Source organism: Crossiella cryophila (assembly GCF_014204915.1).
Classification (GTDB): Bacteria; Actinomycetota; Actinomycetes; order Mycobacteriales; family Pseudonocardiaceae; genus Crossiella; species Crossiella cryophila.
In genome coordinates this window covers 3,647,289-3,664,712 of sequence record NZ_JACHMH010000001.1, presented here as the reverse complement: position 1 = coordinate 3,664,712, position 17,424 = coordinate 3,647,289, and the positions used below count along the sequence as shown (strand labels likewise).

13 protein-coding genes are annotated in these 17,424 nt (G+C 71.8%); 8 read left to right on the top strand and 5 right to left on the bottom strand.

Features of this window, described 5'->3' with window-relative positions; all coding sequences use genetic code 11:
- Nucleotides 1–193 precede the first annotated feature (193 nt).
- Both HNR67_RS46245 and HNR67_RS16530 read left to right on the top strand, forming a co-directional pair.
- Complete coding sequence (locus HNR67_RS46245; protein ID WP_185003099.1) at nt 194–2,005, top strand: ABC transporter ATP-binding protein; 1,812 nt, start codon at nt 194–196, stop codon at nt 2,003–2,005.
- Nucleotides 1,998–3,800 carry an ATP-binding cassette domain-containing protein gene (locus HNR67_RS16530; protein WP_185003097.1) on the top strand — a complete coding sequence of 601 codons (1,803 nt, stop codon included), beginning with the start codon at nt 1,998–2,000 and terminating at the stop codon, nt 3,798–3,800. The genes HNR67_RS46245 and HNR67_RS16530 overlap by 8 nt, the downstream gene beginning before the upstream one ends.
- Here the strand turns inward: HNR67_RS16530 and HNR67_RS16525 are convergent.
- Both HNR67_RS16525 and HNR67_RS16520 read right to left on the bottom strand, forming a co-directional pair.
- Nucleotides 3,771–6,221, bottom strand: a complete 2,451-nt coding sequence (locus tag HNR67_RS16525; RefSeq protein WP_185003095.1) for a LuxR C-terminal-related transcriptional regulator — start codon at nt 6,219–6,221, stop codon at nt 3,771–3,773. The genes HNR67_RS16530 and HNR67_RS16525 overlap by 30 nt on opposite strands.
- Nucleotides 6,222–6,419: 198 nt before the next feature.
- Entirely contained in the window at nt 6,420–6,803 is a 384-nt protein-coding gene (locus tag HNR67_RS16520) for a tautomerase family protein (protein WP_185003094.1), read from the bottom strand.
- An 89-nt stretch (nt 6,804–6,892) separates the two neighbouring features.
- On the opposite strand from HNR67_RS16520, the gene HNR67_RS16515 reads away from it, so the two are divergent.
- The 4 genes from HNR67_RS16515 (at nt 6,893) to HNR67_RS16500 (ending at nt 10,734) form a co-directional block, all read left to right on the top strand.
- Nucleotides 6,893–7,366 carry a MarR family transcriptional regulator gene (locus tag HNR67_RS16515; RefSeq protein WP_185003092.1) on the top strand — a complete coding sequence of 158 codons (474 nt, stop codon included), beginning with the start codon at nt 6,893–6,895 and terminating at the stop codon, nt 7,364–7,366.
- Between the two features lie 356 nt (nt 7,367–7,722).
- Nucleotides 7,723–8,244 (top strand): hypothetical protein, encoded by a 522-nt coding sequence (locus tag HNR67_RS16510; RefSeq protein ID WP_185003090.1) that lies wholly within the window; start codon nt 7,723–7,725, stop codon nt 8,242–8,244.
- A 22-nt stretch (nt 8,245–8,266) separates the two neighbouring features.
- Nucleotides 8,267–8,731 carry a ribonuclease HI gene (gene rnhA / locus HNR67_RS16505; protein WP_185003088.1) on the top strand — a complete coding sequence of 155 codons (465 nt, stop codon included), beginning with the start codon at nt 8,267–8,269 and terminating at the stop codon, nt 8,729–8,731.
- A gap of 101 nt (nt 8,732–8,832) precedes the next feature.
- Nucleotides 8,833–10,734: a UvrD-helicase domain-containing protein gene (locus HNR67_RS16500; RefSeq protein ID WP_312987404.1), complete on the top strand. Its 1,902-nt coding sequence runs from the start codon at nt 8,833–8,835 to the stop codon at nt 10,732–10,734.
- 21 nt (nt 10,735–10,755) lie between these two features.
- On the opposite strand, the gene HNR67_RS16495 is transcribed toward HNR67_RS16500, so the two are convergent.
- Nucleotides 10,756–12,177, bottom strand: coding sequence for an SIP domain-containing protein (locus tag HNR67_RS16495; protein WP_185003084.1), 1,422 nt, complete (start codon nt 12,175–12,177; stop codon nt 10,756–10,758).
- Between the two features lie 2 nt (nt 12,178–12,179).
- Nucleotides 12,180–14,414 carry an excinuclease ABC subunit UvrA gene (locus tag HNR67_RS16490; protein ID WP_312987401.1) on the bottom strand — a complete coding sequence of 745 codons (2,235 nt, stop codon included), beginning with the start codon at nt 14,412–14,414 and terminating at the stop codon, nt 12,180–12,182.
- A gap of 121 nt (nt 14,415–14,535) precedes the next feature.
- Between HNR67_RS16490 and HNR67_RS16485 the strand changes: the two genes are divergently transcribed.
- The gene (locus HNR67_RS16485) at nt 14,536–15,324 is read left to right on the top strand and encodes a TetR/AcrR family transcriptional regulator (protein ID WP_185003082.1); all 789 of its coding nucleotides are present in this window, start codon (nt 14,536–14,538) and stop codon (nt 15,322–15,324) included.
- Here HNR67_RS16485 and HNR67_RS16480 read toward each other — a convergent pair whose 3' ends face one another.
- On the bottom strand, nt 15,325–15,864 hold the full coding sequence (locus tag HNR67_RS16480) for a hypothetical protein (RefSeq protein ID WP_185003081.1): 540 nt from the start codon (nt 15,862–15,864) through the stop codon (nt 15,325–15,327). It abuts the gene before it with no gap.
- Between the two features lie 134 nt (nt 15,865–15,998).
- Here HNR67_RS16480 and HNR67_RS16475 point away from each other — a divergent pair, with 134 nt between their 5' ends.
- Entirely contained in the window at nt 15,999–17,417 is a 1,419-nt protein-coding gene (locus HNR67_RS16475) for an ATP-binding protein (RefSeq protein WP_185003079.1), read from the top strand.
- Nucleotides 17,418–17,424 lie beyond the last annotated feature (7 nt).

The following is a 17,424-nucleotide window of genomic DNA, read 5'->3' as shown; positions in this document are numbered from 1 at the left end:
GTTGCCGCCGATTAGCGTCAGCGGCGACCGGATCGGCCCCCGAGGCGGATTCGGCCAAATCCGGAGGAGGTGATTCCGATGGCTTACCCCCCCACCGGCCTGGGTCGCTGACCAGGCGAAAGCGGTGGCCGCTCCGTTCGCGAGCGGCCGCCGCTCTCCTTTTTCTCACCCGCGTGAAAGGACGGCCAGTCGCGTGCCTGCCACCACCAGCAGCCCCAACGGGGCGTTGTTGCTCCTCCGCCAGTTGCCGCGGATCGCGGGCACGCTGACCTTTGTCCTGTTCGTCCTGATTCTCGGTCAGGTGCTGGGCGCCGTGCTGTTGCCGCTGGCCGCCGGGCGCCTGGTCGCCGCGCTCACCGGGGTGGAGGCCGCGATCTTCGCCGGGCTCGCCCTGCTGGCCGCCTCGCTGGTGCTGGACGTGGTGCTGGACCCGATCCGGTCCATGGTCACCGCGCGGCTGGGCACGGCGGTGGACGCGGCCACCGCGCAGCGCACCATCGAGGGCGCGTTGCGGCCGCGCGGCATCGCGCACCTGGACGACCCGAAGGTGGCCGATGCCATCGAGCAGGCGCGCGCGATCGGCGTCGGCAGCTTCCCGCCGCGCGAGGCGGTGGCCGCGCTGGCCGGGCTGATCCCGTTGCGGCTCAGCGGGATCGCCGCCGCGGTGCTGCTCGGCTGGGCCGGGGCCTGGTGGATGCCGCTGGTCCTGGGCGCGGCCTGGATGCTCACCGGGCACTGGCAGGAGCTGGAGATCCGGCGTTCGGTCTCGGCGCATTCCGGTGAGGTGGCCCAGCTCCGGCAGGCCGCCTACCTGCGCGATCTGGCGATCACCCCGGCCGCGGCCAAGGAGGTGCGGCTCTTCGGCCTGCACTCCTGGCTGGTGGCGGGGTTCACCAGGAGCTGGTGGGCCGGGATGACCGAACTGCGCCGCACCTCGATCAACAAGGGCAAGCACAGCGCGGCGATCCTGTTACTGCTGATCGGGCACGCCGCGGTGATCGGACCGCTGGCCTTCTGGGCCGCGGCCGGCGAGCTGTCCCCTGAGCGGCTGGCGGTGGCGCTGCAGGCGATGCTCGGCCTGTTCGCGCTGGGTTTCGCCGGTGATCTCCAGTGGACACTGCACACCGCGAGCGCGGCGATCCCGGCCGCGCGCACCGTCGGCGCGCTGACCGATGACATCCCGGCACCCGCCCTCCCGCGACTGGTGGAGGGCCTGCCGCGCCAGGAGATCCGGTTCGAGCGGGTGAGTTTCCGCTATCCCGGCGATACCCGGCCGGTGCTGGACGAGCTGGACCTGGTGCTGCCCGCGGGTTCCTCGCTGGCCATCGTCGGCGACAACGGCGCCGGCAAGTCCACCATCGCCAAACTGCTCGCCGGGCTGTACCGGCCGGATGGCGGCCGCATCCTGATCGACGGCCACGACCTGGCCGAATACGACCTCACCGACTGGCGGCGCAGGCTCGCGGTGGTGTTCCAGGACTTCGTCCGCTACCCGCTGCCGGTGCGCGACAACATCGGCTTCGGCGCGGTGGAGACGCCGGTCCGGGAGGCGGAGCTGATCACCGCGGCCCGGCTGGGCGGGTTCCTCGGCATCGAGGCCGAGCTGCCGAAGGGCTGGGACACCCCGCTGAGCGGGGAGTTCGCCGAGGGCGCCGACCTCTCCGGCGGGCAGTGGCAGCGGCTGGCGCTGAGCCGCGCGCTGTACGCGGTGCGGCACGGCGCAGGCGTGCTGGTGCTGGACGAACCGACCGCGCAACTCGACGTGCGCGCAGAGCACGACCTGTACGCCCGGTTCCTGGAGATCACCCAGGACATCACCACGATCCTGGTGTCGCACCGCTTCGCCACCGTCCGGCTGGCCGACCGCATCGCGGTGCTGCGGGACGGGCGGGTCAGCGAGTACGGCACCCATGCGGAGCTACTGGCCGCCGACGGGCGGTACGCGCGGATGTTCCGCGTGCAGTCCGCGCCGTTCGCCGCCGCCGAAGGGAATGGGCATGCGTAGCAGCTTCGCCGCGATCCGCCTGCTGGTCGGGACCGCGTTGCGGGTGGACCGGCCGAGGGCATTGCTGGTGCTGATCCTGTCCCCACTGCTCAACATGGTCGCCGCGGCGCAGGCGATCGGCCTGCAGTGGCTGATCGACGGGGCGGCCGGCCGGTCCTGGGGACTGGCCGTCTGGGGTGGGGTGCTGCTGGCCGGGGTCACCGTCGCGGTGCACCAGTGGGCCGCGATCAGCACCGACCTGCGGCAGACCCTGCAGCAGCGGATCGGCCTGGAGCTGGACCGGCGGCTGATGACGGTGTGCGCCGGACCTGGGCGGATCGGGCACTTCCAGGACCCGGACTTCCTGGACACCGCCGAGCTGCTCCGGCAGCGCCGCGGTGAGTTCAGCATCGCCTTCGCCGCGCTGGTGGAGAACGCGAACCTGCTGGCCAGGTTCCTGGCCGCGGCGGTGGTGCTGACCTTCGCGCATCCGCTGCTGGCGTTGCTGCCGCTGTTCGTGCTGCCGCTGGCGCAGGCCAACCGCTGGCAGGCCAAGCTGGTCAACGAGGCCGAGCAAGCCGGGGCTGCCGCGGACCGGCGGCGGTTGAGCCTGTTCGCGCTGGCCACCGACGCGGCGGCGGCCAGGGAGCTGCGGCTGTACCGGCTGGGCGGGGAGTTCGCGGCGCGGCACGCGGCGGCCTTCGCCGAGGCCAGCGGACCGAGGGAGACGGCCCGGCTCAAGGGCGCGCTGGCGGTGGCGGGCGGCTGGTTGATCTTCGCCGGGGCGTTGCTGACCGGGTTGTACCTGCTGGCGCGGTCGGTGTTCGAGGGCACGGCCTCGGCCGGGGCCGCGGTGCTGGTGGTGTTGCTGGCGACCAGGCTGGTCGGCGCGACCACCGGGCTGAGCTGGCTGCTCGGCTGGCTGCGGCGCTCGCTGCACACGATCGGGCTGTTCGTGAAGCTCGCCGATCATCCCAAGGACACCAGTACCGGTGGGGCCGCCGCGGTGCCGGAGCGTGGTGACCTGGTGCTGAGCGGGGTCGGGTTCCAGTACCCCGGCCAGTCCTCCCCCGCGCTGACCTCGGTGGACCTGCGGTTGCCCGCCGGGTCGACGGTGGCCGTGGTTGGCGACAACGGCGCGGGCAAGTCGACCCTGGTCGCGTTGCTGGCCGGGTTGCACGCCCCCTCGCACGGGGTGATCAGCTTCGCCGGGCAGGACCTGGCCGAGGTGGATCCGGCGGTGTGGCAGGGCAGGGTGACCGCGTGTTTCCAGGACTTCTGCCGGTTCGAGCTGTTCGTCAGGCAGAGCGTCGGCGTCGGCGAGCTGACCAGCCTGGACGACGAGACCGCGGTACGCGCCGCGCTGGTCGCCGGGGGTGCGGACGGGGTGGTGGCCACGCTGCCCGCCGGGCTGGACACCCAGCTCGGCAAGACCCACCCCGAGGGCACCGAGTTGTCCGGCGGGCAGTGGCAGAAGCTCGCGCTGGCCAGGGCGCGGATGCGCACGGCGCCCGCGCTGGTGCTGCTGGACGAGCCGGCCGCCGGGCTGGACCCGGACAGCGAGGCCGAACTGCTGCGCCGCTACCTGGCCGATCGCGGCCCGGACAGTCCGATCACGGTGGTCGTCTCGCACCGGTTCAGCACGGTGCGCCAGGCCGATCTGATCGTGGTGCTGCGGGACGGGCGGGTCACCGAGACCGGGACCCACGCCGGCCTGCTGGCCGAGGGCGGGCACTACGCGGACATGTACGCGCTGCACGCCGCGGCCTATGTGGACGGTCCGCCGTCAGCGGCGGAACGGCAGGTCACGGCGTGAGTGCACGCCGAGTTTGCGGTAGATCCGGGCCAGGTGGCTCTGCACCGTGCGCACGGAAAGGCCGAGCGCCCTGGCCACCTCGCGGTCGGAGCGGCCGTCCGCGGCCAGCGCGGCGATCTCCATCTCCCTCGGGGTGAGTGCGACCGAGCCGGTGACGGCCACCGCCGCGTGCCCGCGCAGTCTGCTGACCAGCAGCACCGCTTCTCCCCTGCGGTCGCCGCCGGTGCTGGAGGCGGCCTCGGCCAGGCGGGCGGCCCGGTCGGTCAGGCCGAGTTTCTCCAGGTGGGCGGCGTGCTCGAGCAGTTCGCCCGGATCGCCCCGGCTCACCGCCAATGCGGCGGCCGCCTCCGCGGCCAGTCTCGGAGCGTCGACGCTGGTCAGCAGGGCGGCCAGCCGGTCGGGCGAGGCGCCGGGGGCGAGCCAGCGCAGTTCGGTCAGCGCGGTCAGTTCCAGGGTGTGCGCGCCCGCCGACCGGGCGGTCGCGGCGGCCGAGCTGTAGGCGGCGAGGGCGCCGGGCAGGTCGCCGCGGGCGGCGGCGAGGGCGCCGGTGGCCTGGTCGGACAGGCCGGGCAGCAGGGCGATGGCATCGGGTGGGTGCGCGGCGAGCACGGCCGCGGCGTCGGCCGGTCTGCGCTGGGCGAGCAGGGCCATGGCCAGCCAGGAGGCCGCCTCGGTGCGGAAGAGCCGGTGGCCGCCGTTCTGCTGGACCACGGCCTCCCGCAGCCGGGCCACCGCCAGGTCCGGTTCCCCGGCCAGGGTGTGCGCGTAGCCGCTGAGCAGGGACCATTCGGTGTCGGGCAGCCCGGCCTCGGCGATGTGCCGGGCGGCCGCGCTGCCGGGTGCGTGCGGCAGCCTGCCGAAGGCCAGATCGCCCAGCGGCAGCCGGACGTCCTCGCCGCGCCACAACCGGGCCAGCGCGTACCCGGCCAGCTCGTCCCCGGTCCGCGGGGCGACGGCGGCGGCCGCGGCGGTCCGCCCGGCCAGTACCCGGGCGAGCAGGTGTGCCAGCCGGGCCGAGGCGAGTCCGGGACCGTGCGCGCGCAGGGCTTCGGCCGCGGTCTGCTCGGCCTCGGCGGTGCGGCCGGCGAAGAGCAGGACCAGCGCGTCGAGTCCGGCGGCGGCCGCTCCGGGCAGGGCGCTCAGGTCGGCGTGCGCGCCCGATGGATCGCGTTCGGCCCAGCAGCGGTGCGCGGCCAGCGCGAGCCGGGCCCGCGGTCCGGCGTTGCGCAGCACCTGGCGGGCCTGGTCGGGGTCGCCGAGTTCGACCAGGGCGGCGGCCAGCACGGGCGCGGCCAGGTCGGTGCGTTCCAGGGCCCGGCGGGCCAGCCTGGCGGCCAGTTCCGGGTCGTGCCGACAGGTCAGCGCGGCCGCGCGGAGCAGGGTGCCGGGTTCGGGCGGGTGGTCGGCGTCGAGTTGCCAGCGGGCCCGCTGCACCGGGTCCACCGCGTCCGCGCCGGCGGTGAGCAGTTCGGCGCACAGCCTGCGCCGGCGCAGTCCGGGCAGCCGGTGCCGCAGGGCGGCGCCGAGCATGCGTTGCGCGGGGCGCACCACGATCCGGCCGTCGCCGTCCGCGCTGCGCAGCAGTCCGCGCTCCTCCAGGCTTTCCACCACGCCGGGCGCGACCGCGTCCAGCAGGGCCAGTGGCAGTGGCTCGCCGAGCGCGACGGCGGCCAGCGCGTCCCGCTGGGCGTGGTCCAGGCCGCGCAGCCAGCCGTCGAAGAGTTCGGCCAGCCGCGGCGGCACGCTCAGCGCGCCGCGCCACCACCACAGTCCGCCCTCGGTGACCAGGCGGCCGGTGGCCAGCGCGTGCCGGACGAGTTCGGTGAGGAACAGCGGATTGCCGCCGGTCCAGCCGTGCAGCAGGCGCACGGTGGGTCCGGCGGCCACCCCGTCCAGCAGCGCGCGCACCAGCCGGGTGGTGCCGTCGAGGCCGAACGGTTCCAGATCGAGTCTGCGCAGGTAGCGGTCTTTCCAGAGGGCCACGACGGCGTCCGGCATGGGCGCGTCCGGGCGGGCGGTGATCAGCAGCCGCACCTCCCGCTCGTGCGCGAGGCCGAGGGCGAGCGCGGCCGAGGCCGGGTCGAGGTAGTGCGCGTCGTCGATGACCAGCACCGGCGTGCGCCCCTCGGCCCGCCGCAGCAACGCGCCGACCAGCCCGCCCTGGGACACCTGCTCGGTCACGCCGAGCAGTCCGGTGAACGCCCCGAACGGCAGCTCACGGCTGGCCTCGGTGGCCGAGGTCCACACCACCGCGTACCGGCTGGCGTTGAGCCGCGCGGCCACCGCCGCGAGGAACGCGGTCCGGCCGACCCCGACCGGGCCGACGATCACCATCCCCCGGCCCGCCAGCAAAGCGCCGAGGGCCTGTTCCAGCTCCTTTTCCCGCACCACGAACTTCGCCGCGTTCAGCCCCGGAGTCATTCATTGCTCCAGTCGGCGGAATTCAGTTTCATCGACCTCATTCGGCACCCCCTGGTCCGCTGGGCGACAGGGCTACCAGCCTCGGCCATGAACGGGGCGCCGCCAAGTGTCAAGCTTGTCAACTGCCCATTAGGGCGGGCCGCTCATCGGAATTACCGCCAAATGGAACCGTCCCACCGGAAAAACTTCGACCTCGGCCTAAACAACCACTCCGCCGACCCCGGACCGCCCGGCGGGCACCCCCGCCACCCGCACCCCCACCCCGGCCCTGGCCGCCTCGCCGAGCACCGCCACCACCCCGTCGGTGATCGCGGAGATCAACCGCGCGGGCAGGTCCCCGATATCCGGCAGCCGCAACGCGTGCTCCCGCATGTGCAGCACGACCTCGACCGGATTCCCGCGCACCACCGCGCCACCCACCGCCCATCGCCGCCGCGGCACCCCGAGCAACTCCACCACGACCAGTTCCCGCGCCCGCTCCCCGTAAACCCGGACCACCGCCTCGGTCAGCTCGGTGATCAGCCCCGACTCGACCCGCCGGTCCAGGCTCTCCTCCAGCACGCGCACGGCGAAGTGAGGCATGACGTCCCTCCCGATAGCATTCCCACTGACACACCTTTGCTTTGCAAGCAAAGTATCTTTGACTACAAACACTATCGGGAGCGCGCCGCATGTCAACCGGGGACGAGCGACCCACCGAACTGACCGTCGAGGACGGCATCCGCGAACTGCTGGTGCTGATGCCCCGCCTGGTCGGCCGCGCCAAACGCATCCCGGTCCCCCCGGAAATCCAGTCCCTGGCGCTCGCCCCCCGCCACCTGTCCCTGCTCTCGCACCTGCTGTTCGACGGCGCGCTGACGGTGAACGAGCTGGCCGCGCGACTGGAGGTGGCGCCGACGACGGTGAGCCTGATGGTCGGCGAGCTGAGCCGGAAGGGGGTGCTGGAGCGGCGGGAGGACGAGGGGGATCGGCGGCGGCGGATCATCACGATCAGCGCGGGGAGCCGGGCGGGGATCAGCGCTTGGCTGGCTCGGGGGGCGGAGGCGTGGCGGGGGGCGCTGGGGCCGTTGAGCGCGGCGGAGCGGGGGGTGTTCGTGCGGACGTTGCTGGCTTATGAGGCGGGGATGACGGAGGAGTCGGGGTGATGCGGGTCAGGGTCCGATGAGGTGGGCTTCCGGTTCCGGGGAAATGCCCACCGGGGTGTGGACGAATGCCAGTACCGAGTGGCCGCGACGCTGGTCGCGGCAGCGGAGGTCGAGGTGGCGGCGGTGGTCGGCTGGGGTCCGGGCGCACCGGCGCCACAGGCGGCGAGGAATGGCAGCAGCAGGATGGGCAGCATGAGCCGTCGCGTCATTCTGAACCCTTCGGAACCGGAGTTCGCACGTCGGTGGCTCTCGTCGCCGTCCGAGGTCGGTCCGCTACCGCAGCCACCCGATCCAGTGATCCCGGCGGCGGGTCAATTTCGCTACGGAGATCAAGCCCCGGTGGTTATCGTCGAGCCGTGAGCAGTTTTCCCGAGCGGTCGCGTCAGGCCGAGGACGCGGCGTTGCCGGTGCGGCAGCGGCTGCTCGCATTGCGGGACTGCGTGAAGGCGTTCCCGGTGTACGGCCATCACGCGACCTGGCGGCATGTGATCACCTGGGCGCGGATTCCGCGGCGGTTGGAGGATGATCTCGAATCGCTGGGGCGGGCGGTGCGGGAACTGCGGGCGGCGCGGGCGGTGTGGTTGCCGGTGGTGGCGGAGTTCGCGGAGCGGCGGCTGGCCGAGAAGGCGCTGGGGCGGCGGGTGCTGGCCACCGGGGATGTGTGGTTGACCAGGCGGTTCGAGGTTTACTGCCCTGATCCTGATCTGCGGCCGGTGGAGTCGATGGCGCGGGTGGTGGCGCGGGTGATCGACGGGCATCGGGACGGGTCGGTGTGGGGGCGGGAGTGCGTGGTGTGTGGGGCGGGGCGGGCGGTGGAGGTGGTTTGTCCGGGGTGTGGGGTGTTCATTCCGGGGAGTGCGCGGTGGAAGTGGCGGTGACGCGCGCGGGTATCGTCCGCGTGTGGACGTCGAGAACGTGGTGGAGATTTACACCGATGGGGCCTGCATTCCCAATCCCGGGCCCGGCGGGTGGGGGGCGGTGTTGCGTTATGGGCGCCACGAGAAGGAGATCTGCGGGGGCGAGCCGGGGGTTACCACGAACAACCGGATGGAGTTGATGGCGCCGATCAGTGCGCTGGAAGGGCTTACCCGGCCGTCCGTGGTGCATATCCACACCGACAGCACCTATGTGCGCAATGGCATCACCTCGTGGATGGCCAAGTGGGAGAAGAACGGCTGGATCGGGTCGAACAAGCAGCCGGTGAAGAACGTGGATCTGTGGCAACGACTGGGGGCGGCCGCGGCCCGGCATCAACGGGTGGAGTGGTTCTGGGTGAAGGGGCACGCGGGGCATCCGGAGAACGAGCGGGCGGATCGGTTGGCGCTCAAGGGGTTGCAGGAGGCGGTGGCGGGGGCATCCGGGTGAATCCCGGGTTCGCGGGAGTTCGCGGGCATTCCTGGTCCTAGGTTGGGGGCAGGCTAACCAGGGGGTTGTGGGTGGGGACGAGTGCGCATGCGGAGCGTGAGGTGGCGCGCCGGGCGGGGGTTGTGCTGGCGGAGCGGGCTCCTGGGCTGGACGCGGTCACCCGGCGGGTGCTGACCGCGTTGCTGGCCAGGACCGCGAGTGGGGCCCGGTTGCTGGTACGGCCGGAACCTGTCGCGGGGCAGCCGGTGGCGTTCCTGGTGGCGGCTCGTGGGGTGTTCGCGGTGCTGGTCAGGGAGCGGGTGCCGGAGGACGCGGAGCTGGGGCAGGTCGTCATCCACGCCGAGCAGGCGTGCGCCGGGATCGCGGGGCCGCGCGGGCAGGTGCTGGCGCGCAGTGCGGTGCACCTGGCGGTGGTGCTGGGCGGCGACGCGGGGCCGCCGCGGGAACGGCGGCTGGGCTGGGTGCTGACCGAGGCCCAGGTGCCGGAGTTGTTCCGGCGGGACGCCGCGCATCTGGACCGGGCGCTGGTCGATTCCGTTGCGGGGCAACTGGTCGAGCGGTTGCCGGCGTACCTGGACCTGCGGGTTTCCGTGCCGGAGAAGGCTTCCGCCGGTGAGGGGTTGCTGGGACTGGCGGAGGTCACCGAGGATCAGGTGGGGGCGGCGCAGTTGCGGCCGTTCGAGAGCTGGCTGACCTTCCTGCACCCGCAGCAGCAGGCGGTGGCGGTCCGGAACTACAGCGGACCGGCCCGGATCAGCGGGCCGGCCGGCACCGGCAAGACCGTGGTGGCCTTGCACCGGTTGCGGTTCCTGGCCCGGCGCAGCACCGGACCACTGCTGTTCACCACCTTCGTGCGCACACTTCCGTTGGTGCACAAGGCTTCCTTCGCCCGGCTCGCGCCGGAGCTGGTGGAGCGGGTGGAGTTCACCAACCTGCACGCCTGGGCGCGGGAGTTCCTGCGGGCACGCGGGCATGAGGTGCTGGTGCGGTCGAGTTCGGCGGAGACCGCGTTCAGCCGGGCCTGGGTGGCGCACCGGTTGACGTTGCAGGACATCGAGGACGTCGGCTACTGGCGGACCGAAATCGATCGGGTGATCCAGGGCCGGGGCGTGAGCAGCCTGGCCGAGTACCAGCGGACGCCGCGGCGCGGGCGGGTGCGGCGGCTGGACGGCGCGCAGCGGGAACTGGTGTGGGCGTTGTTCCAGAGCTACCAGCGCAATCTGGCCGAGCGCGGGCTGCACGACCACAACGACCTGATCGCGCTCGCCCTGGCCGAACTGCGCCGGGAACCACCGCAGCGGCCCTACGCCGCGGTGGTGGTGGACGAGGTGCAGGACATCACGCTGATGGGGCTGCGGCTGTTGCGGGAGCTGGCCGGGGACGGGCCGAACCGGTTGCTGCTGGTCGGCGACGGGCAGCAGCAGGTGTACCCGGGTGGCTGGCGGCTCTCCGACGCGGGCATCCCGGTGCAGGGGCGCGGCGAGATCCTGCGGGTGAACTACCGCAACCGGGCCAAGGTGCTGGGGTTCGCGCAGCGGTTCGACGCGACCAACCAGGTGGACGATCTGGACGGGGCGGCCGGGGTCGGGCTGCGCGAGGTGGAGTCGGCCAACGCCGGTGGCAAGATCGAGTCCTGGCGGGGTCCGGAGGCGGAACTGGGTGCGGCGCTGCGGACGGCGCTGGCCGGTTCGTCCGTCCCGCATGGCCGGACGGCGGTGATCGTGTTCCAGCGCAAGGATCTGGACCGCTGCACCGCGTTGCTGCGCTCGGCCGGGATTCCGTTGCTGCGCCTGGACGATTACCTGGGTGCGGAGGACGACCGGGTCAAGGTGGGCACGGTGCACCGGGCCAAGGGACTGGATTTCCAGGCGGTGCTGGTGGTCGAGTTCAGCGCCCGGCCCGAGGAGGACGAGGAGCAGCGGGAACTGCGCGGGCGGCAGCAACTCGTCGCGGCGACCAGGGCGCGGGACTTCCTGTGGTGGGGCACCGCCGAGGCCGGGTGATCCCGACCCCGGCGGTGGGGTTCACACCCGGCGGATCCGGGCCAGCCAGGCCGGCAGGTCGCCGAGCTGATTGCCGCCGTCGGCGTTGCGCCCGACCACGCCGCGGTACTGGCTGTCGATCAGCTCCTCGATCACCCAGCCCTCGGCGAAGGCGGTCCGGATCACCGAGTCGCTGATCTCCGGGCCGTAGCCGGGTCCCTTGTCCGACAACGCGAGCAGGTGCACCACCGCACCCGGCCGGCAGACCCGGTGCAGGCTGCGGACGTAGGCAGGCCGGTCCCGGTTGCCGAAGACGTGGAACAGCGCGCTGTCCAGCACCGTGTCGTACTGCGGCTGCTCACCCAGGTCCAGCGCGTCGGCCAGCTCGAACCGGGCTGGCACCTGGGCCCTGATCGCGTTGGTCCTGGCCTGCGCGATCGCCCTCGGCGCGTAGTCCACGCCGAGCACGTCGTGCCCGAGGCGGGTCAGCTCGATGGTGTGCCAGCCGTCCCCGCAACCCGCGTCCAGCACCGCACCCCGGAACTCCCCGCGAGCGGCCAGGTCCAGCATCACCGGCTGCGGTTCGCCGATCACCCAGGGCGTGGCGCCCTCGGCGTAGGACTGCTCGAAGGCGTTCGGGTCGAGGCGTTCCTGGATCTCGGCCAGCTCCTCCTCGGTCGGCGCGTCGTCCTGGGTGAGTTTCAACCGCCAGTAGCCGCTGAACTCGATGGCGCGCTTGGACATTCCCCGCTCGGTCACCAGGTGGCGGCGCAGCGCGCGAACCGCGCCTGCCTCCCCCGCCAGCCAGGCGAACCCGTTGCCAGAGGGGAACTTCGCGGCGCGCACCGCGTTCAGCAGCACCTCCGGACCGGTGCGATGCACCCAGTGCACCTCGATCTCGGCCGCCGAGTCGAGCTGTTGTTCCTCGGCGGCGTCCGGCACTTCCAGGTACACCAACGCCTTCTTCCCCGCCGGCAGGGATGCCAGCAGGGTGGCGATGGCGGGCAGGGCGGTCTGGTCACCGGCGAGGAGCAGCCAGTCGGACTCGCCGAGCGGGCGGGCGTACTGCGCGTCCGGACCGTACCTGCCCAGCACATCGCCGACCCGCGCCCCGGCCGCCCAGGCCGTGGCCGGGCCACTCTCGTTGCCGTGCAACACAAAATCGACATCGATGGTGGCGGACTCCGGGTGGTAGGCCCGCACGGTGTAACTGCGCATGACCGCGCGCTCGGCCGCCGGGATGGCCAGATACGCCTGGTACCAGCGCATCGCGTCCCCGTCGGCCTGCGGTTCGGGCAGCACCGGCTCGGTCTGGCCGGGCCGCGGGAAGCACAGTTTCAGCTGCTGGTCCGGCCAGATCTCCAGATTCTCCAGGCCGGGGCCGGTGAAACTCACCCGCGTCAGGTGCGGGCTGAGCCGCCGGACCTCGGTGACCCGGATGTGCGCGACGAGCGGTTCGGTCATGCTCAGACCCCCACGTACTCGCGCAGGTGCCGGGCGGTCAGCGTGTCGGCGTTCTTGACCAGCTCGGCCGGGGTGCCGGTGAAGACCACCTGCCCGCCGTCGTGCCCGGCGCCGGGACCCAGGTCGATGATCCAGTCCGCGTGCGCCATCACGGCCTGGTGGTGCTCGATCACCACCACGGTGTTCCCGTTGTCCACCAACCGGTCCAGCAGGCCGAGCAGCTTGTCCACATCGGCCAGGTGCAGGCCGGTGGTGGGCTCGTCGAGCACGTAGGTGGCCGCGCCCTCGCCCATGTGGATGGCCAGCTTGAGCCGCTGCCGCTCCCCGCCGGAGAGCGTGGTCAGCGGCTGGCCGAGGCCGAGGTAACCCAGGCCGACCTCGTGCATGCGGTGCAGGATGGTGTGCGCCGCGCCGGTGGCGAAGAAGTCCCGCGCCTCGGTCACCGGCATGGCCAGCACCTCGCTGATGTTCTTGCCGCGCAAGGTGTAGGTCAGCACCTCCGGGGTGAACCGGCGGCCCTCGCACTGCTCGCAGACCGAGGCCACCCCGGCCATCATGGCCAGATCGGTGTAGACCAGGCCAAGGCCCTTGCAGTGCGGGCAGGCGCCCTCGGAGTTGGCGCTGAACAGGGCAGCCTTGACCCCGTTGGCCTTGGCGAAGGCGGTCCGGATGGAGTCCAGCAGGCCGGTGTAGGTGGCCGGGTTGCTGCGCCGGGACCCGCGGATCGGGGCCTGGTCGACGATCCGGACACCCTCCCTTGTGGACAGTGAACCGTGGATCAGCGAACTCTTGCCGGACCCCGCCACTCCGGTGACCACCGTGAGCACCCCCAGCGGCACGTCCACGGTGACATCGCGCAGGTTGTGCAGGTTCGCGCCGCTGATGGTGAGCTGCCCGCTCGGTTCCCGGACCGGGTCCCGCAACTGGGCGCGGTGGTCCAGGTGCCTGCCGGTGAGGGTGTCGGAGGCGCGCAGTCCGGCCAGGTCGCCGGTGTAGCAGATCTGACCGCCGCCGGAACCGGCCCGAGGGCCGAGGTCGACGATGTGGTCGGCGATCTGGATGACCTCGGGCTTGTGCTCCACCACCAGCACGGTGTTGCCCTTGTCCCGCAACAGCAACAGCAGCTCGTTCATCCGGGCGATGTCGTGCGGGTGCAGGCCGACGGTGGGCTCGTCGAAGACGTAGGTGATGTCGGTGAGGCTGGAACCCAGGTGCCGCACCATCTTCACCCGCTGCGCCTCACCACCGGAGAGGGTGCCGGACTCCCGGTCCAGGCTCAGGTAGCCCAGCCCGATGCCGATCATCGAGTCGAGCGTCTCCAGCAGCCCGGCCAGCATCGGCGCCACCGAGGGTTCCTCGATGGACCGCAGGAACGCGGCCAGGTCGGTGATCTGCATGGCCGAGCACTCGGCGATGTTCTTACCGTTGACCAGCGAGTCCAGCGCGGCCTGGTTCAGCCGCGCGCCCTTACAACTAGGACAAGTCGTGAAGGCGACCGCCCGGTCCACGAAGGCCCGGATGTGCGGCTGCATCGCCTCCCGGTCCTTGGCCAGGTACACCCGCTGCACCTTGACCACGAGACCCTCGTAGTTGGTGTTCATCCCGGCGATCTTCATCTTGGTCGCCGGCTTGTGCAGGAAGTCCTGCCACTGCTGTTCGGTGTAGTCCTTGAGCTTGACGTCCGGGTCGACGAGTCCGGACAGTGCCAGCAGCTTCCAGTACCAGGAGTCCACCGCGAACTGGGGCACGGTGATCGCACCCTCGTTGAGCGACTTCTCCTTGTCCACCAAGGCGTCGACGTCGATCGCGGTGGCCCGGCCGAGGCCCTCGCACTCCGGGCACATGCCCTCGGGCAGGTTGAAGCTGAACGCGCCGGAGGTGCCCGCGTGCGGCTGGCCGAGGCGGCTGAACATGATGCGCAGCATGGTGTGCGCGTCGGTGGCGGTGCCGACGGTGGAGCGGGCGTTGGCGCCCATGCGTTCCTGGTCGACCACGATCGCCGCGCTCAGGTTGCGCAGCGAGTCGACGTCCGGGCGGCCCAGGGTGGGCATGAAGGACTGCAGGAACGCGCTGTAGGTCTCGTTGATCATCCGCTGGGACTCGGCCGCGATGGTGCCGAAGACCAGCGAGGACTTGCCAGAGCCGGACACCCCGGTGAACACGGTGAGCCGGCGCTTCGGAATATCGACCGAGATATCGGCCAGGTTGTTCTCCCGCGCACCTCTGACCTCGATCACATCGTGACTGTCGGCAGCGAGACGACGACCATCCGAAGGCAGTGCCACTTGACCCCCATCGATCTTTAGGCTGTAAAGTGTTGGCCGGGAGACGGTACTTTATGGCGTAAGGAGTTGCAAGTTGGTGGTCTACGCGGCCCAGGGCGACGCAGCCCGGTCGATGGCGCTGCTGTGGCAGGGAACATCGGCTGACCTGCCCAAACCCGGTCCGAAGCAGGGGCTGGACCTGGCCGGCGTGGTCACCGCGGCGATCGAGGTGGCCGATGCCGAGGGCATGGCCGCGCTGTCCATGCGCGCGGTCGGCCAGCGGCTCGGACGCACCGCGATGGCGCTCTACACCTATGTGCCGAACAAGAACGAACTACTCGACCTCATGTATGACCGGGTGCTCACCGAACTGCCGACCGAATACGACCTGACCGCGGGCTGGCGGGCGGCGATCACCGCGTGGGCCGAGGACACCTGGGAGTTCTACCTGCGGCATCCGTGGGTGTTGCAGGTGTCCCAGGCGCGGCCGGTGCTCGGGCCGGGCGAGTTCACCGTGATGGAGACGATGCTGCGGCTGCTCTTCGCCACCGGCCTGGACACCGAGACGGTGCGGCGACTGGCCGGTGCGCTGGCCCAGTACGTGCGCGGGGCGGCGCAGCCGGGTGCGGAATCGCGGCAGTCCCTGGCGGTGACCGGGGTGTCCGACGACGACTGGTGGTACGCGCGCTCGGCCCAGCTGGGCACGGTGGCGCCGGATTTCCGGGAACGGTTCCCACTGCTGGGCAAGCTGGACCAGACACCACCCGCGGAGGACCACGGGGAGCAGCCGTACCTGGAGTGGGAGGCACGCAAGAGCTTCGAGGTCGGGCTGGCGGTGCTGCTGGACGGGGTGGCGGCGCGGCGGATCCAGGCGGGTTTGTAGTTACCGCACCGCGAACGGGGTCAGGCGGCGGTCCCGGCCGTCGGACTCGCTCAGGTACTTGCGGGTGATCCGCTCGCGCTCGATCTTCTCCCAGGTGTCGGCGACCCCGGCCAGCCAGCGGGCCACCGCGTGCGCGATCCCGGTCGGCGGCACCGCGTTGCCGGTGGGCGGGTCGGCCGGGTCCAGCGGGGCGGGCAGTTCGGGCCAGATCGGCGCGACGAAGGTGTGCGGGGCGGGCAGGGCGTCGTAGACCGCCTGCAGCAGGTCGCGTTCGGCCGCGATCCCGGCGATGGTGGCGGCCGGGTCGATCCGCCGGCCGGGGCTGATGTCCAGGTCCGCCAACGCTTTCGCCGCCGCCGCGGTGATCAGGCAGCGACGGCGTTCCAGCAGGGCGGCGATCTTGTCCGGCTCGGCCCGGTCGACCACCCAGGCACCGGTCAGCCGGGGCATCCCGTCGTCCAGACCGGTCTGCACATGCCAGATGATCACCTGCTCGCCCTGGGCGTCGGCAACGGCGTCGGTGCGGTCGAAGTCGGGCACCCGGCCAGCTTAGTCCCGGCTCACGGGGGCCTGGCGGACCTCGGCGTGGCGGTCTATCAGCTATATCAGCTATAGTTGCATTGAAGAAAGTTTCTTTGATGCAAGTTTCTGACGCCGTACTGGAGGTGGGTGCCGTGAACGGGTTCATCGGGCGACGTCGCGAACTCGACCTCCTGACCGAGCTGTTGGTGCCGGTCAGGACCGGTGGGCGCAGTGGGCGACCGGGGCGCGCGGTGTTGATCAGGGGGCGCCGGCGGGTGGGCAAGTCCCGGCTGGTGGAGGAGTTCGTGGAGCGCACCGGGCTCGCGCATGTCTTCTTCACCGCGGTCGGGGGTACCAGGGAAGAGGATCTGGCCGGCTTCACCACGGAGGTGGCTCGTTCCAGCCTCCCGGAGGCGGACCGTTTCGCCGACTTCCCGGCCCCGCGAAGCTGGGACGCCGCACTGAGCCTGCTCGCCTCCGCGCTGCCCACCGATGCGCCCAGCATCGTCGTCCTGGACGAGATGCCCTACCTCGTGCGCGAGGACCCGACCTTCGAGGGCGCGCTGCAGAAGGCCTTCGACCGGACGCTGTCCAAGCTGCCGGTCCTCCTGGTGCTGATCGGCTCCGACCTGGCCATGATGGAGCAGCTCAACACCTACGGGCGGCCCTTCTACCAGCGTGGCACCGAACTGGTGGTGCCGCCGCTGACCCCGGCGGACGTCGCGCTCATGCTGGAACTGCCTGCCGCTGAGGCCTTCGACGCCTACCTGGTCAGTGGCGGGCTCCCGCTGATCCTGGAGGAATGGCCGCGGGGCGCCGGCCTCTGGGACTACCTGGACCTCGCACTACGCAGGCCGACCTCGGCGCTGCTGGTGAGCGGGGAGCGCACGCTGGCCGCGGAGTTCCCGACCGAGACGCAGGCCCGAACCGTGCTTGCCGCCATCGGCCACGGTGAGCGCACCTTCACCTCGATCGGCCGGGCCGCGGGCGGGCTCAACCCCGGTTCGGCGACTCGGTCCCTGGAGCTGCTCACCGGCCGCCGCATGGTCGCCGCCGACCTTCCGCTGTCGACCCGGCCCAGCCGCGAGACCCGGTACCGGATCGACGACCCCTACCTGCGTTTCTGGCTCTCCTTCATCGGCCCCGGCATCCCGGCCGTGGAACGCGGCCGCGGCGACCGGGTCCTGGACACCATCCGGGCGGGCTGGACCTCCTGGCGTGGCAGGGCCGTCGAACCAGTGCTCCGCGAAAGCCTGTGGCGCCTGACCGATGAGCGGCTGCCCGAGGGCACCAACGCCGTCGGCGGCTACTGGACCCGTACCAACGACCCGGAGATCGACCTCGTCGGCGCCGACCGGGCTCCCATCGCCAAGAAGATCACTCTCGCCGGGTCGATCAAGTGGCTGGAGCACAAGCCCTTCGATCACCGTGACCTCGCCCGCCTCATCGTCCACCGCGCCCAGCTCCCCGGCGCGGACGAGGACACCCCGCTGTTCGCGCTCACCCGCAGCGGCTGCACCGCCGAAGGCGTCACCCACCTCACACCCGAGGACCTCCTCACCGCGTGGTGAGGTCAGG